At 46.0% G+C, this 16,776-nt stretch carries 15 protein-coding genes; 10 read left to right on the top strand and 5 right to left on the bottom strand.

Features of this window, described 5'->3' with window-relative positions; all coding sequences use genetic code 11:
- The first annotated feature begins 2 nt into the window (after nt 1-2).
- From VFC92_12645 to VFC92_12635, 3 genes are all read left to right on the top strand, one after another.
- The gene (locus VFC92_12645) at nt 3-905 is read left to right on the top strand and encodes a flavin reductase family protein (GenBank protein ID HZK09029.1); all 903 of its coding nucleotides are present in this window, start codon (nt 3-5) and stop codon (nt 903-905) included.
- Complete coding sequence (locus VFC92_12640) at nt 905-2,053, top strand: lycopene cyclase family protein (GenBank protein HZK09028.1); 1,149 nt, start codon at nt 905-907, stop codon at nt 2,051-2,053. Before VFC92_12645 ends, VFC92_12640 begins: the two co-directional genes overlap by 1 nt.
- Before the next feature lie 61 nt (nt 2,054-2,114).
- Nucleotides 2,115-2,519 (top strand): protease inhibitor I42 family protein, encoded by a 405-nt coding sequence (locus VFC92_12635; GenBank protein ID HZK09027.1) that lies wholly within the window; start codon nt 2,115-2,117, stop codon nt 2,517-2,519.
- Between the two features lie 50 nt (nt 2,520-2,569).
- Here VFC92_12635 and VFC92_12630 read toward each other — a convergent pair whose 3' ends face one another.
- Nucleotides 2,570-3,490, bottom strand: a complete 921-nt coding sequence (locus VFC92_12630; protein HZK09026.1) for a hypothetical protein — start codon at nt 3,488-3,490, stop codon at nt 2,570-2,572.
- A 100-nt stretch (nt 3,491-3,590) separates the two neighbouring features.
- The gene (locus VFC92_12625) at nt 3,591-4,841 is read right to left on the bottom strand and encodes an aminotransferase class I/II-fold pyridoxal phosphate-dependent enzyme (protein HZK09025.1); all 1,251 of its coding nucleotides are present in this window, start codon (nt 4,839-4,841) and stop codon (nt 3,591-3,593) included.
- Between the two features lie 136 nt (nt 4,842-4,977).
- Here VFC92_12625 and bamD point away from each other — a divergent pair, with 136 nt between their 5' ends.
- The 7 genes from bamD to VFC92_12590 all read left to right on the top strand — a co-directional run bounded on the left by bamD (nt 4,978) and on the right by VFC92_12590 (nt 12,745).
- Nucleotides 4,978-5,832 carry an outer membrane protein assembly factor BamD gene (gene bamD / locus VFC92_12620; protein HZK09024.1) on the top strand — a complete coding sequence of 285 codons (855 nt, stop codon included), beginning with the start codon at nt 4,978-4,980 and terminating at the stop codon, nt 5,830-5,832.
- A 13-nt stretch (nt 5,833-5,845) separates the two neighbouring features.
- On the top strand, nt 5,846-6,199 hold the full coding sequence (locus tag VFC92_12615; GenBank protein ID HZK09023.1) for a DNA-directed RNA polymerase subunit omega: 354 nt from the start codon (nt 5,846-5,848) through the stop codon (nt 6,197-6,199).
- Between the two features lie 3 nt (nt 6,200-6,202).
- Complete coding sequence (gene coaBC / locus VFC92_12610; protein HZK09022.1) at nt 6,203-7,399, top strand: bifunctional phosphopantothenoylcysteine decarboxylase/phosphopantothenate--cysteine ligase CoaBC; 1,197 nt, start codon at nt 6,203-6,205, stop codon at nt 7,397-7,399.
- A gap of 52 nt (nt 7,400-7,451) precedes the next feature.
- A complete protein-coding gene (locus VFC92_12605; protein ID HZK09021.1) occupies nt 7,452-8,354 on the top strand; it encodes a DUF4835 family protein in 903 nt (300 codons plus the stop codon).
- Between the two features lie 79 nt (nt 8,355-8,433).
- On the top strand, nt 8,434-10,089 hold the full coding sequence (recN, locus tag VFC92_12600) for a DNA repair protein RecN (GenBank protein HZK09020.1): 1,656 nt from the start codon (nt 8,434-8,436) through the stop codon (nt 10,087-10,089).
- An 84-nt stretch (nt 10,090-10,173) separates the two neighbouring features.
- Nucleotides 10,174-11,046: an SDR family oxidoreductase gene (locus VFC92_12595; GenBank protein ID HZK09019.1), complete on the top strand. Its 873-nt coding sequence runs from the start codon at nt 10,174-10,176 to the stop codon at nt 11,044-11,046.
- A gap of 463 nt (nt 11,047-11,509) precedes the next feature.
- Nucleotides 11,510-12,745: a RyR domain-containing protein gene (locus tag VFC92_12590; GenBank protein ID HZK09018.1), complete on the top strand. Its 1,236-nt coding sequence runs from the start codon at nt 11,510-11,512 to the stop codon at nt 12,743-12,745.
- A 308-nt stretch (nt 12,746-13,053) separates the two neighbouring features.
- On the opposite strand, the gene VFC92_12585 is transcribed toward VFC92_12590, so the two are convergent.
- The 3 genes from VFC92_12585 to kdsA all read right to left on the bottom strand — a co-directional run bounded on the left by VFC92_12585 (nt 13,054) and on the right by kdsA (nt 16,724).
- Entirely contained in the window at nt 13,054-14,187 is a 1,134-nt protein-coding gene (locus VFC92_12585) for a glycosyltransferase family 1 protein (protein ID HZK09017.1), read from the bottom strand.
- Nucleotides 14,188-14,481: 294 nt separating this feature from the next.
- Complete coding sequence (locus VFC92_12580; GenBank protein ID HZK09016.1) at nt 14,482-15,798, bottom strand: pyridoxal phosphate-dependent aminotransferase; 1,317 nt, start codon at nt 15,796-15,798, stop codon at nt 14,482-14,484.
- Between the two features lie 125 nt (nt 15,799-15,923).
- Complete coding sequence (kdsA, locus tag VFC92_12575) at nt 15,924-16,724, bottom strand: 3-deoxy-8-phosphooctulonate synthase (GenBank protein HZK09015.1); 801 nt, start codon at nt 16,722-16,724, stop codon at nt 15,924-15,926.
- Between the last annotated feature and the right edge of the window lie 52 nt (nt 16,725-16,776).

Here is a 16,776-nt window from a genome sequence, read left to right as displayed (position 1 = left end):
AAATGATAAAAAAGATAATTCCTTCAACGCTCGCCACCACAGCACTTCACCGCTTTATTCTGGGAGCTGTGGCACCGCGCCCCATTGCATTTGTCAGCACCGTGGATGCACAAGGCAACAGCAATCTGTCACCTTTCAGCTTTTTCAATGCTTTTGGTGTTAATCCTACCACACTCATCTTTTCGCCATCGCGGCGCGGGCGCGACAACACGACCAAACATACCTACCAAAATATCAAAGAGGTTCCCGAGGTGGTAATCAACGTGGTGAACTACGACATCGTGCAGCAGGCAAGTCTGGCAAGTACCGAGTATGCCAAAGGTGTTAACGAATTTATAAAAGCCGGTTTTACGCCTTTACCATCGGAAACTATCCGCCCTTTTCGTGTGAAAGAATCACCCGTTCAGTTTGAATGCAAAGTGAGGCAGGTGATCGAAACCGGCGACGGCGGCGGCGCGGCCAATCTGGTGATCTGCGAAATCACTATGATCCATGTGCATGAGAATATTCTCGACGAAAACGACACCCCCGACGCCAATAAGATAAGGCTGGTAGGACGACACACAGGCGACTATTATGTAAAAGCATTTGGCGAAAGCCTTTTCAAAGTAGCGAAACCGTTGATGCGGCTGGGCATGGGCATCGACCAACTGCCCGAGCACATCAGGCTGAGCAAAATACTTACCGGCAACCATTTGGGGCAGCTGGGAAATATCGAAACGATGCCTGAAGCGGAAGACATCAAACGAATCCGGCAGTCGAAGGATGTGAAACTATTATTTAAAACGCTTAAGGACGAATCCGTGGAGCTCGAGTATCAGCTGCATCGATTGGCGCAGCAATGGCTCGACGATGGCCGCGCGGAAGATGCGCTTGCATTGTTAATGATTGAAATCCCTCTGTGATGAAAAACTATGATTATATAATCGCCGGTGGCGGCGCTGCAGGACTGAGCCTGGCCTGGTATCTGAGTCAGACCACCAAAGCCAATGCCAGCGTGCTTATCATCGACAAAGACAAAAAACAAAACAACGACCGCACCTGGGGATTTTGGCATCGCCAGGCCACGCCATTTGAAGAAATCGTAAGCTATCGTTTTGATAAATTGGATTTTTTCAGCCGTTATTTCAACCAAAGAATTTCGATGGGCAGCCACCAGTATTCCGTGATCCGGGGCATCGACTTTTATAACTTTATCCGCAATTCGCTGGCAGCTTTTCCCAACTTTGAATTTTTGACCGCTAATATCGAAGAGCTGCAAGACCAGCCCGATGGCGTCACAGCCGTTACCGATCAGGGCAGCTTTAGCGCAAGCTGGATTTTTACGAGTATTTATAAAGAAAAAGATGTGCTGGCTGCGGCCGGAAAATCATTGTATCTGCGGCAGCATTTCAAAGGATGGGTGATCGAAACTGACGATCCGGTTTTTGATGCCAGCAGTTTTACGATGTTCGATTTCAGGACGCCCCAGCAGGGTGCAATGCGATTTTTTTACGTGATCCCACATAATTCCAGGCAGGCGCTGGTTGAGTACACGCTGTTTTCGGAGCATTTACTGCCAAAGTCCGAATACGATTCTGCCATCAAAACCTACATAGACGAAGTGCTGAAGATAAAATTGTATCGCATCATCGACGACGAGTTTGGTGTGATTCCCATGACGAATTATCATTTTCCGGTGACGCAGGGACGGCATATTGTGCCAACCGGATCGGCAGGTGGCAGCTCGAAGCCCTCGTCGGGTTATACTTTTATGCGCTTACAAGCACATACAAAAAAGGTGGCGGCGGCGCTGGCTGCCGGGAAAAGTCCGGCGATACCGGCAGTTTCGACTTTGCGCTACAGGTTTTATGATGCTGTGTTGCTCAATATTTTGAAAAACGATCCTGAGAAGGCTGAGTTGCTTTTCTCTAAAATGTACCAAAATAATCCCATGGCGCGGCTCTTCGACTTTCTGGATGAGAAAGGCGGCTTAACCAACGACCTAAAAATGATCACATCATTGCCACCGTGGCCTTTTCTGAAATCGACCGGGCAGTTGATGTTTCGGTAATCTTATTAAACAAAATTAAAAACCAAGCTTTTATAATGGTATAATCTCAAGACCCATGATTATGAAAAATAAAATTTTCCCGGCTCTATTCTTTGCAATGATGGTATTGATGCTCACCGGCTGCGAGGTTTCACCGCTCACCGAGAGCGACAACGGATCCACTGTTGAGTATTCCATTGGCGCGCAATTCGAGGTGCAGCTCAAAGGCAACCCGAAGGCAGGATTTCTTTGGAAGACGGTAGGTTTGGATCGTTCGGTTCTTGAGCAGGTGGGAGAGGCTGTCATAAAATCCAAAAGCAGTGATGGGAGCCGGGATGCTACGTACACTTTTATCTTTAAAACTAAAAGTGCCGGCAATACGCTGCTGCGGCTGATTTATTACAACAAAAACAACGAAGACCCAAAACCCGAAGATGTGTTCGAAATACATGTAATTTCAGGAACCATGGGCAGGATTACTTCCTGATGTTTAATTCTTGAGTTTAGCGGGAGGATAGCAGCGCAGGGATTTCTTTATTAAACACTTATCCGTATTCCAAATTCAAAGACCACTCTAAAGGCAATCAGAAAAATGATGGCGCTGACAAGGGCCACTTTGTCGAGCTTGATGGTGATGGGGAATTCGTCGAAGAAAAACGTGGGCATACTTTTATAACGCAACAGGATGGGCAGGGCAAAAAGCAGTCCGGTGAGCAGAACGAACAACTCGTAGTAGGCAATCTTCGGCAGCTTAACGAGGATCATGATAAATGTGCCGGCGATCAGCGGAAGGATAACTCCCGCAAAGGTGAAAAAGGAACGGTTGTATTCGTTGAGCTGATTAAAATAGGAGTTGGCCGAAAACAAAAACCATTTCACTGTAAGAGTCGAGACAAGCAGGAGCATGGTCAGCGCTATCAGCGTCATCACCAGCTTTCCGGTATCTTTTATATAAAAATACATCACTACATAACCAAAGCCTTTGTCGAGGATGGTGCCGGCGAGCATGGCGCCAAACGACCAGATAATAGCGTAGGCAAAGCACCACAGGAAGAAAATCTTGAAATAAGCCAGCGAATCGTACATCTGTATATAAATGAGCAAAGCCATGATTCCCAAAAACAACCCCAACCCGGGAGCTATGCTGTACAGCATTTTTACGGCATCTGACGTCCAGGCGCGCGAGTCGATGCCCCAAATCAGTGAGTAGTAATAAATGACACTGTTAAAATCGAATTGCATGGCTGCAATGGCTACGGCAAATTGCGTGATCAGATACATGAACAGGAAAGCTATCACCAGCCAGGAAAGCGAATTGCTGAAAATGATCAGGAAGTTTCGGGGAGTACGTTTGTTTCTGTCGTCGGTGACATCTTTAGAACGTGCACGTTTTAAATTTCTGAAAGTAGTCCGTGAATTTGGGGCAGTAGGTTTGTTTCCGTCTTCTGTGACATCCATAGAAGGTGCTTGGTTTAGATTGGGGGCAAAGATAAAAAAACCCGTGTGGGTCACGGGTTTTTTTTATTATGAAATCATTAAAACTATTAATGGTCAGGTGCTAAACAAGTTTGTGTGCGTCGAACATATCTTTCTGGGAGTATTCGCCGGCGTCGAGTTTGCGGCGCACTTCTGCGAAAGCGTTGATGGTGTAATTGGCATCTTCAATCGTATGTGATGCAGTAGGAATGAGGCGGAGTAGGATAACCCCTTTGGGAACCACCGGATAAGTAACGATGCTGCAGAAGATGTTGTAATTTTCGCGCAGGTCGTGGGTGATGTGTGTGGCTTCTGCTACGCCGCCCTGAAGCATTACAGGTGTAACGGGCGAAGCAGTATTTCCGATGTTGAGGCCTTTTTCTCTGAGTCCACTTTGAAGCGCGTTGACCACTTTCCAGAGATTTTCGCGCAATTGCGGTTGGGTCTTGACGAGTTCCAGACGCTTTATGGCTCCAATTACCATGGGCATGGGAAGCGATTTGGCAAAAATCTGTGAGCGCATATTGTAGCGCAGATATTCGATCACTTCTTTCTTGCTGGCTACAAAAGCGCCTATGCCGGCCATAGCTTTTGCAAAGGTGCCGAAATAAATATCAATCTCATCCATCACACCCAGGTGTTCGCTGGTTCCGGCGCCGGTAGACCCCATGGTACCAAATCCGTGTGCGTCGTCCACCAATATTCTGAATTGGAATTTATCTTTAAGTTTCACAATATCTCTGAGGTTGCCAAGGTCGCCCGACATGCCATAAACGCCTTCGGTTATCACCAAAATGCCACCACCGGTTTGGTCGGTGATTTTGGTGGCACGCTCGAGTTCTTTCTCCAGGTTGGCCATGTCGTTGTGCGGATAAACGAACCTTTTGCCAAAATGCAGACGGCATCCGTCGATGATGCAGGCGTGTGCTTCGGAATCGTAAACGATAACATCGTGGCGGCTTACCAGCGATTCCACTATCGACACCATACCCTGATAGCCGTAGTTGAGTAGGAAAGCATCTTCTTTTTTCTCGTACGCTGCCAATTGGCGTTCGAGTTCTTCGTGATATTTGGTGTGTCCCGACATCATGCGGGCTCCCATCGGGTAGGCCAGGCCCCAGTCGGCGGCAGCCTGAGCATCGGCTTTACGTACTTCGGGATGGTTGGCCAGGCCCAGGTAATTGTTGAGAGACCAGGTGAGCATCTCTTTTCCCAGAAATTTCATGCGTGGCTCGATTTCTCCTTCCAGCTTGGGAAACATAAAATATCCGAAGGCTTCGCGGTTGTATTGACCCAGAGGCCCCATGTTGGTGAACTTTTCAAAAATATCCATGTAATTAGCTATTATTGTTTTACGTGGCAAAATTAAAATAATTAACCGGCAACTTAATGCTGTCGGCGTTTTCTTCGCCTTACAACTTTGGTCGTGTGCAGCACAGGAGGTGGCTTAAAAAATAATTGAGGATGATGTGCGTTATCCCAACCATCCAAAAAGTATTACTTTTGCGCCCATGTTTAAAAATAACATCTTCATTCTGTTACTGTTGGCATCGCTGGTGATGGCATCGTGCAGCAATCATCAGAAACTTCTCAAAAGTACCGACAATGAAGCCAAGTACGAAAAAGCCATGGAATATTACGAGAAGGGCGATTTCTACAGGGCTTTACAGCTTTTTGAGCAGCTTATGCCCGTCTATCGTGGCACCGCCAAAGCAGAGAAGCTTTATTTTAACTATGCCAACGCTTATTACAAAGAACGCGAATACGTCCTGGCCAGCTATTATTTTAAACGCTTTGCGCTAAATTTTCCCTCCAGCCAGTGGGCCGAGGAAGCCAATTTTTTGGCAGCCTACACCAAGTACCTCGACAGTCCGCGCTATAGTCTCGACCAGACGGTGACACGTGAAGCCATCGACGAATTTCAGCTTTTTATTAACAGATATCCTTTCGGAGAAAAAGCCAAAGAAGCCAACGAACTGATAGACAAATTACGCTATAAGCTGCAGATGAAAAGTTACAACATTGCCAATTTGTATTATAAAATGGAGGATTACCGTGCAGCCATTGTATCGTACGAAGGCATGCTCAAAGATTATCCCGATACCGAATTTAAAGAAGAGATACTTTACAGGATCATCCGATCTTATTACCAATTTGCTTTCAAGAGCATCGAAGAGAAGAAAAAAGAACGGTATGAGGCTGCCGTGAAAGCCTATTTCGATTTTGTGAGTCTTTATCCCGAAAGTAAATATATTAGCGAGGTGCAGCGCATGCGCCAGCGGGTGGAAGACGAACTGTTGATAATTGACGTTGAACCATCATAACCTAAATAAAACTATGGATTACAAAAAAAGCAAAGCTGAAACTTCTGCCCTAACAAGAAAGATGCGGCAGTTTGATAAAGAAACCGGTAATATCTACGAAACCCTGGCCATCATCTCAAAACGTAGCAACCAGATTTCGCTGGAACTCAAAGACGAACTCAACAAGAAAATATCGGAGTTTGCTACCACTACCGACAGCCTGGAAGAGGTTTTCGAGAATCGTGAACAGATCGAAATCGCCCGTTTCTACGAAAAGTTGCCCAAGGCTACACTACTTGCTGTTGAGGAGTTTCTCGACGACCAGGTATATTATCGCAATCCTTCCAAAGAGGCTGCCAATCCTCTTGCCAGCGACATACTAGAATAAGGAGTGCTAAAGAATAAAAAAATAATTATTGGCATTACCGGCAGCATAGCAGCCTACAAGATTCCGCTGTTGGTGCGTCTGCTCGTAAAGGAAGGCGCTGAAGTGCAGACCATTCTTACGGAGCATGCCCGCGATTTCGTTACCCCACTCACCCTATCTGTTTTGTCGCGTCGCCCGGCACTGACTATACCTTTCGATTCTGCCGACGGCACCTGGCACAGCCATGTGGATATGGGATTGTGGGCCGACCTGATGCTGGTGGCGCCGGCATCGGCTGCTACACTTAGCAAAATGGCTTCCGGCTTGGCCGATAATCTGCTCCTCACCACCTATCTCTCGGCCAAATGTCCGGTGTTTTTTGCGCCGGCCATGGATTTGGATATGTTCAAACATCCTTCGACGGGCGAAAATATTAAAAGGCTCACTAGCCGCGGCCACAAACTGATAGCTCCACAGGTGGGCGAACTTGCCAGCGGACTCACAGGCGCCGGACGAATGGAGGAGCCCGAGAAGATGCTGGAGATAATTCGGCAGCATTTCGCCGCTGCGCAACAATTTGTCGGCAAGCATTTTCTCATCACTGCAGGCCCTACTTATGAAGCCATCGACCCGGTGCGCTTTATTGGCAACCAATCTTCCGGACAAATGGGTTTTGCCCTGGCAGAAGCTGCAGCCGAGCGTGGCGCCACTGTTACGCTTGTTGCCGGACCGGTGCATCAAAGCATCCATCATCCAGGCATTAAGCGCATCGACGTGGTATCGGCTGATGAGATGCTGATGGCTGTTACCGATAATTTTGCTTCCGCCGATGTTACCATTATGTCGGCTGCTGTAGCTGATTTTAAGCCACAAAAAGTCGCTATTGAAAAGATTAAAAAACAGAACCAACCGTCCGAAATTATTTTGCAGCCTACGGTGGATATCCTTTCTAAACTTGGTAAAGAGAAGAGGCCGGATCAGTTGCTCATCGGCTTTGCGCTTGAAACCGAAAATGAGCTGGAGAATGCGCTGCAAAAATTAAGTAATAAAAATCTGGATATGATCGTTTTAAACTCCTTGCGCGATAAAGGTGCGGGTTTTGGGACGGCTACCAACAAAATTACCCTTATCGATCGCAACCGGAAAGTTTCCGAATATGAATTGAAAGCCAAGTCGAAAGTTGCAGCTGATATTTTGGATGCAGTGGCCACGATGGTTTAGCGCTGGCAGGCATCGATCGATACATTGTTTATTATTTTACCAGACTCCCGATATGTTGAAATCTATTTTTTCATTTTTATCAATAATTGCTTTTGCAGCAACGCTTTCGGCGCAGGAGTTTAACGCCTCTGTGCAGGTTTCGGCGCCGCAGATACAGCAAACCAACCGCGAAAAGTTTAATGAATTGCGCAAAGGTCTTTACGAATTTGTAAATGAAAAGCACTGGACCAACTTCACCTACAAAATCGATGAACGCATAGAAGCAACCATTGCCATCACCATCGTCGACGAACTTTCATCGGATGAGTTTAAAGCTCGCATCAATCTGGTGCTGCGTCGCCCGGTTTATGGCACATCCTATAATTCACCGCTTTTAAATTACATCGACAACGATTTTCAATTTCAATGGCAGGAGGGGCAGTCTATCGATTACAGCGATAACTCCTTTTCGTCCAACCTCACTTCGGTGATCGCTTATTATTGCTACATTTTTCTGGGTCTCGATTTCGATTCCTTCCAGTCGATGGGAGGCACGCCCTATTTTGATAAAGCACAACAGGTCGTCAACACAGCACAAAGTGCGCGTGAGTCAGGCTGGAAAGCCTTCGAGAGTATGAAGAATCGTTATTGGCTTTCCGAAAATCTCACCAACAGCTCTTATTCCAATATTCGTAAAGCGATGTACATCTTTCATCGCCAAGGATTGGATGTGATGTCGGATAATCTGGAGAATGGCCGCCAGGGTGCTCTGGAGGCTCTGGAGTTGCTGCAGCGCGCCCATCGCGAAAAGCCGCGCCTGTTTTACATGCAACTGGTGATGGATGCCAAACGCGACGAATTTATCCACATCTTTAGCGATGCTCCCCCCATGGACAAAACCAAAGCCGTGAACATCCTCAAAGAGATAGACCCCTCACACGCCAACGATTACCAGAAAATCATCAGCAGCCAATAAATCTCTTGCTGCATCCTGATATTTTTCCCACGGCAATTTCTGTTACTTTTGTCACGCAAACCATTGTAGTATATCGAAATTGTTAAAACAAATTTCCATAAAAAATTATGCGCTCATCGACCAGCTCGAAACTTCTTTCGAAGCTGGCTTTTCTGTGCTTACCGGCGAAACAGGTGCGGGGAAATCCATTATTCTGGGAGCCCTCTCGCTTATCCTGGGCCAGCGTGCCGATCAGCAGGCCGTTAAAGATAAAAATGAGAAATGCATAATAGAAGGTATTTTCGACATCAGCCAACAAGACCTGCGGCTTTTTTTTGAAGAAAACAATCTCGACTATCAGCCCGAACTCACCATTCTGCGCCGTGAAATATTGCCTTCCGGAAAATCCAGAGCTTTCGTCAACGACACGCCGGTGATGCTCAACCAGATGAAATCGTTGGCTGATCTGCTCATCGACATCCATTCTCAAAACAGCATTACTCTTTTGCAGGATGCTGCCTTTCAGCTCGATGTTCTCGACAATTTCTGTAATAATATCGGGGAACTACGGAGTTACAGGTCACTTTATCATTCGTATCGCAGCAAAATGCAGCAGGTGGAAATATTGCGCAGTGCGGAAGAACAGGCACGTACTGAACAGGATTTTTATAAATATCAATACGATGAAATTGTAAAGGTAGCTCCGGCAATGGGCGAACAGGAGGAGATAGAGGAGGAGCTGGGCATGCTCAAACATGCCGAAGAGATCAAAAGCCGGCTGTTCAATGTAAGCCAGTTGCTGGAGTCCGATAACGGAATAGAGCAAATTTTTGGAGAAATCCTCACAGAATATAAACCATTGCGCAGCTACTCCGCCGAGCTAAATGCCATTGGCGAACGCCTCGAGAGCAGCCGCCTGGAGTTGATGGACCTGGCAGCAGAAGTTCACAAAGTAGGCGCACATGTGGAAGTAAATCCCGTTCGTGCTGATGCGCTCACCGAACGGGTAAATCTGATTTATCAGTTGCAGCACAAGCACAAAGTGGCCGATGTGGAAAGCCTTCTGGCTGTGTGTGATGAATATCGCCACAAAATGGACGACTACGATTCGATGGCCGATAAAATATTTGCCGGTGAAAAGGAGCTGGAGCTGATGATGAAAAAGCTGCAAGAGCAAGCCACAGCACTTTCTGCAAGCCGAAAAAAAGGCTGTACCGGATTGGAAGCAAGGATAGTGGAAACTATTTCCCAGCTTGGGATGCCCGACGCGCGGCTGAAAGTGGAAATAACACCGGCGCGCCAACTCACCGAAAACGGAATGGACACGGTGGTTTTTCTTTTTAATGCCAACAAGGGCGGCACACTGATGGAGATGAGTAAGATCGCTTCGGGCGGAGAGCTTTCACGATTGATGCTGGCCATCAAATCGTTGATAGCTTTTAAAAACCTCATTCCCACCATCATCTTCGACGAAATCGACAGTGGCGTCTCGGGTGAGGTGGCTGGAAAAATGGCAGCCATCATGCAAAATATGGGCGAACGGATGCAGGTAATTACCATCACCCACCTCCCTCAAATTGCAGCAAGAGGCACCACCCATTATTTTGTGAGCAAACGCACCACGGGGCAAACCACACAAACCACCATTAGCAGGCTAAGCCAGCAACAACGTGTGACGGAGATAGCCAAGATGCTTTCCGATGCCACTATTACCAACGCAGCTCTGACCACCGCCGCCGAGCTGATGCAGAATTGATGGCAACAATATGCGCCATTTTCTGTTTTTAAATTATCTTATTTTTGCCTTTGTTATTTATCCATTAAAACTCAAAATACCGCTATGGCTTACAATTTATTAAAAGGAAAAAAAGGGATCATTTTTGGAGCCCTCAACAACTTATCGATAGCCTGGAAAGTGGCTGAGCGTGCCCACGAGGAAGGCGCTGAATTTGTTCTTAGCAACACTCCGGTGGCTTTGCGATTTGGTGAACTCGACGAGCTGGCCGCCAAAACCGGTGCGCTGGTGATACCTGCTGATGCCACCAGCGAGAAAGACCTCGAGAATCTCATCAAACAAACCATGGAGCATTTTGGTGGCAAGGTCGATTTTATCCTGCATTCCATTGGCATGTCGATGAACGTGCGCAAAGGCAATCCTTATAACGACCTTAACTATAACTACCTGATGAAAACCCTCGACATCTCGGCGGTTTCGTTTCACAAGGTGATGCAGATAGCGTATAAACTTGACGCGATCAATAATTGGGGCTCGGTGGTAGCGCTGTCGTATGTGGCAGCCCAACGTACGCTTTATCGTTACAATGATATGGCCGACGCCAAAGCACTGCTCGAAAGCATTACGCGCAGCTTTGGATACATCTTTGGCCGCGAGCGCAGAATCCGTGTCAACACCATTTCACAATCGCCTACCCGAACCACCGCAGGCAGCGGTGTGAAAGGCATAGAAGGGCTGATGGATTTTACCAACCGAATGTCGCCGCTCGGAAATGCCACCGCCGATGAATGCGCCGACTATGTCGTAACCATCTTCAGTGATCTTTCGCGCAAAGTGACCATGCAAAACCTCTATCACGACGGCGGCTTTTCGAGTATGGGCATGAGTTATAGCGCCATGCAAATTTACACCCGCAGCCTCGACTGTAAAGATTGTCCCGACTACAGCGATGAGGAAGAGTTTCCGATAAACGATTAGTCGCACTAACCGAATAAAGCATTTTTCTTAATAAAGCAACCCATTGTGGTTGCTTTTTTTATGCGTTTTTATTTAGAACACATATAAATTAAGGGGTTTAAGTAAAACTTCTGTTCATTACTCCTTAGCTTTTATCAATGATAATGTGGCACTTAACCAATCTTTGCTAATACTCTTCATTTCTATGTCTCCCTTTAATTTTACCTATTGTTCCAATGGATTGTTTTTTTATATTTTTAACAACGCAAAATCCCTTCTCCAATTATAAAAAGCACCGGGCTGTTTTGATTTAAGAAATAACCTCACGATTATATCGAATATTAAGTCAATCCTTGCGAAGAGTAGTAAAAGGAATTCTGACCTTGTCGTTACAGCAAACATCGATAACCGGGATCTTAAATTAGCGGTTACTCAGGAGATGGTTAGAATTCCGGCACGACGTAATTGCGAAATATGGAAGAAATTGGTTGAGCACCGAAAGTTAGCTGAGCAGATCAAAACGACGTTATCATCTGAAAATGACCTGAAGGAAGCAAAGAAAACCTTTGAACGGCTTAAAGCTGAATTACTTGAATTTCATCCTATTTGCGATAGAGATTCATTACAATCGGGTACTCAGATCAAATTATTCAATATTAATGAATTAGCAGCAAGGCATGTTTTCAGGCAATACCCACCCGATCGGTTTAGACCTGTCGTTTCAAAAAATGATGCCCCGATTCATATTTTGTTAATCGGGTTCAGTCAAATGGGAGAAGAGCTGCTTAAACTTTGCTTACAAAATTGCCATTTCATCAATGGTAGTAAAAGCAGAATCACCCTATTGGGAGAGAATATTCATCTGATTGAGAATAAAATGAGGAATAAGCGAAAGGATATGAAAAGGTTGTTTTTTATAAATTTTGTTGAACTCAATCCCCACCACCTTACTTCGGAATGTGCTACCGGGAAAAATATTGAAGATGTTGATATCATTTATATTTGTAGTGATTCAGATGGTTTGCAAGCATCCTATTCAATTAAAGCAGTAGAAGTTTTTGATAAAAAAATACCCATAATTCGTTGGTTTACAAAAGATGTAATGTCGGGAATAACTGTTGAAAAACCAGAAAACGCCCATACAGTTGAGATTTTTAACGTCGTTGCAAAGCACGAAAATATTACGGATCTGAATATTGATAAGATTGCCATTGCTGTTCATCACCGCTGGCTAAAACGGGCAATAAAAGATTATGTCGAAAAAGTTGATGCTAATTTAACTCCATCCGGCAAGCTGCCGGAAATGAAGGAAACGATGTTGCCCTGGCACCTGTTGGATGAAGAAATACGTGATGATAACCGTTCGGTCGTTGAGCATTGCTTTATCAAATTCAGGGCAATGAATCAGTTTACCGACCCGAGATATTTTCTAAACCCATGGGAAGCAGCTGTCGATTTTGGATTTCTTAATGATCAGCAAAATGTGTTGCAATTAGCTGAAAAAGAGCACAGGCGTTGGATGGCTACAAAGTATTATTATGCCTGGAGCTACAATCGCAAAAGGAACGAACCAAAAAAGGAACATAAAAATCTGGTTAATTTCAATAAATTGGATGAAGGAACAAAAAAATACGACATCGATCAAATCCTTGAGCTTAAAGAAATATGGGAATTAATCAAAAAACAAAACCCGGATGGCATGCAGAAGTCTATAATTTAGGTTAGGCGATCATGACAAAGCAAACCAAATTTTCCGTGTGTGTGAATTCCCCCCCCCCCCCCATTATATCGTAATCGAGGATGGAGAGTGGCGTCCTACGTAAGAATGCAATCATCAGAGTAGAGAAATTTTGTGAGCATTATGCACCTGCTTACAGCTTGTGGATTTGAGATCGGGGATGAATTGTGCTCTGAATTAGAAAACATGCCAGCATCAATCATCCCCCACCTTCTCCCGCACAAAAAGCGCATAAACAATGGGCAGCAGACCAAAGGTGTGAAGGATAAAAGTGGAGAGAAACCAGGGTGTCAGTCGATTTGTTCGATAAGTTTTTCCATAGAACACCACAATCGCTCGGAAGTTTTTTGCCAACTGAACATTTTTCGTCGCTCGCGTCCTTTAATAATCAAATCCTCACGCAGGTCAGCGTTGGTAGCGATTTGCTGCAATGCGTCCGTTATGGATGGTACCGAGAAAGGATCGACCAGCAGGGCGGCGTCGCCGGCTACTTCGGGCATAGAGGTTACGTTGCTTGTAATTACCGGCACATCGCAATAGAAAGACTCGACAATGGGGATGCCAAAGCCCTCAAAATAACTAACGTAAGTGGTGGCCAGTGCCGAGGCCAGCACGTGGTGTAATTCGTCCACGCGCAGTCGCCCGGAGAAGATCACTTCGTCGCGGTATTGCATGTTGTTGTATGCATCCTCAATTTCGGAAGTCCACCACTTTTTTTCTCCAACTATCAGCAGCTTGACGCCCTGATTGTCGGTAGCTTTAAAAGCATCGTAGGCCGGGAAAAGTCGCGCCAGGTTTTTGCGTGGGTGCAGCGATCCGATGAAAAGAAAGTAAGGAGCGCCAGCGGTATATTTTTTTCGGGTGGCGTCGCGTGTTGCCTCATCCAGCGGAACAAACAGTTCATTGGCACCATTGTAAACCACATCTATTTTATCTTTTTCTACACCATATAGCTTTACGATGTCCAGTTTTGAATATTCAGATACTGTAGCAATTCGTTTGGCTTTGAAAGCATATTCCGGAAAATAGTTTCGGTAAAACCGGCGCTCGGCACGCGGCAGATCTTGCGGGTAGTGCTCGAAGTTGAGATCGTGAAAAACATTCATCGACGGCACCTGGGTTTTTAACGAAAGATATCCGTCTGGTGAGAAGAACATCTGCGCCCCAATTTTCTTGAGTGCCCGTGGCACCGAAAATTCAAACCACACATAATACAGCAGCGGATGCCGCGCTTGTGGTGGGACTACCAGCGGAATTACATTGTCGGCAAAAATAAAAGAAGGATGAAATTTGCGATCAAACAGGAAGTAAAAGGTGTGCTCGGGATGCTGCGTGGTGATGCGCCGAAGGTTCTCGTAGGTAAACCATCCGATGCCTTCGAGCTTGTCTTTGATCAAAAGTCTGGTATTTACTGCTATTTTCACGGCTTTTGTTTTGCCGCAAAGGTAGGGGATTTTCGTATAGAGATGCAGATGATTTTTTTAGAACTAACCGCAGAGGCGGAGAGACACAGCGTTTTATTATAAAAACCGCAAAGACGGGGAGACACAGAGGTATTTTTGTTTTCTCCGCGCCGCACCGTCTTTGAGGTTTATTGTTATTAGGGAATCTGTTGCTGAAATTTGTGTGCTGTGAGCATAAATTTTTAGGTATGGAAATCACCCTACGATTCAGACTCCCGTTTATTTGTCATTTGGAATTTGCTTTTTGTTGAAGCTTTATTTCTTGTGGTCTGCATGAAACTTCTTCAGGCGATTTTCGAGGTCACCAAACTGGTTGCGGTTTACCAGCGACACGCATGCGCGGATGCCCTCATGGCGTTCGCTTCCGGTGATGTCGAGGGTAATGGCTGAAACGCCATAATAGAGCATCTCTTCCAGCAGCTCGGCGCCGGTCATGCCGGGATAAGCAAAGGTGAAGTAAAACCCGTCGGCGATATCCTGGTCTTCGTCTTTGTCATAAACGATATAAAAACCATTGTTGGTGAATAATTTCTTCATAATCTTCGCTTTCTCGCCATATTCTTTGACGATTTCGACAAAATCCAATTCGCCATTGTTAGCGGCTTTCAGGATTGCAGTCAGCGCATATTGTGCCGAGTGGTTTGTGCCGGAGCTTAGCGAGTAGAGAGTTTCGAAGACGATGGCGTAGCCAACATTTGTCGATTTGTAATAGCGTTTCAGGTCAGGAGCAGTGGTGTTGAAAAGCTTGTCGGAAAGCACCATCATACCAATTCTTTCGCCGGCATAGCTGAATGCTTTTGAACTGGAAATCAGAAGTACATAGCTGTCGGTGTATCTTGCCACCGTAGGCTGATAGGGCGGAACTCCCGGTTTGGAATAATCTTTACGGAAGTCCATAGCAAAATAGGCCAGGTCTTCTATTACAATTACATTGTACTTGTTGGCCAGTTCGCCGATGGTTTGCAGTTCTTTTTCTGTAAAGCAAATCCAGGATGGGTTGTTGGGGTTGGAATATAAAATGGTGCAAATCTTACCTGTTTTAAGATACGATTCGAGTTTATCGTGAAGCTTGTCGCCACGGTAATTGTAAACGTCAAACGATTCCCATCCCTGACCCAATACGCGGAGCTGCTGTTTGTGTACCGGGAAACCGGGGTCGATAAACAATGTTCCTTCGCGGTCGGCATGCATGCGGTTGAGGGTCATAAAAGCAGCAAAGCTTCCCTGCATCGATCCAACAGTTGGTAGACAGCCTTCCGGACTCACGTCGATGCCCATGAAATTTTTGACAAATTGTGAAATTTGTCCTTTCAGCGGAGCAATGCCAAAGATGTCGGGATAGATAGCGGCCACTCCTTTGTCGAGGGCTGCTTTTTGTGCATCTACGCCAATTTGTGTGGGCGGCAGTCCGGGTATTCCCATCTCCATGCGAACGTAGCGCTCGCCGGTAGCTTTCTCGAGCTGATCGATAAGTTTTTTAATTTCCCGGATGGAGGCGTTACCAACTTTAGGTAGTCCGCTTTTGCGGATGGTTTCTTTTACAAGCTCATAGTTTATGGGCGTATCTTTCATTATATCAATATTTTAAAACATGAATAATTGTACTCTTTTTCGACAAACAAAAGTAGTCAAATAACTCTTTGCAGGTAGTTACGAGCAGGTTTTTGGGGGAGGGTGTTACCTTTTGTAAACAATCATTACCTCACCGCCAGGCTAATGTGCACAAGCTTTTGCAAAAGTTCATCGAGCAGGTCGAGGTGTAGCATATTGGCGCCGTCGGAGAGGGCTTTCGCAGGATTGGGGTGCGTTTCGATAAACAATCCGTCGGCTCCAGCAGCGATGCCGGCTTTGGCAATGGTTTCGATCAGGTCGGGACGTCCACCCGTAACGCCTTCCTGTTGGTTTGGCTGCTGCAGCGAATGGGTGCAGTCGAGCACCACAGGAACCTGGTTCTTCTTCATCTCCGGAATGTTGCGGAAATCCACAACTAAATCCTGATAGCCAAACATGCTGCCGCGTTCGGTGAGCATCACCTTTTCGTTGCCTGCTTCGCGAACTTTTTCCACTGCAAAACGCATGCTTGCACCCGAAAGAAACTGTCCCTTTTTGATGTTGATGGTTCGCTGCGTTTTTGCAGCTGCCACCAGCAGGTCGGTCTGACGACACAAAAAAGCGGGAATCTGCAGAATGTCAACATATTCAGCAGCCATTTCAGCCTCGGCAGCCGAATGAATATCCGTTACTACCGGCACCTGATAGCGCTTGCGGATGTCGGCGAGGATGCGAAGTGCAGCTTCGTCGCCAATGCCCATGAAACTATCCATACGGGAGCGGTTGGCTTTGCGATACGACGCCTTAAAAATGTAGGGAATTCCCAGTCGGTTGGTGATTTCGATAATATGCTCAACAATAGCATACGGTGTTTCGTGATTTTCGATGACGCACGGGCCGGCCATCAAAAAGAAGTTCCCGATGGGGAGATGTTTTATTTGTGGAATTTTATCGAGGGTCATCATGATTTCGGGAGTAAATTAATAAATGCTTTGGTGA

The organism is Bacteroidales bacterium (genome assembly GCA_035647615.1).
In the GTDB taxonomy this organism is placed as follows: domain Bacteria; phylum Bacteroidota; class Bacteroidia; order Bacteroidales; family 4484-276; genus SABY01.
Note: the sequence above shows the minus strand (reverse complement) of the source record. Positions and strands in the feature narration are given on the sequence as shown.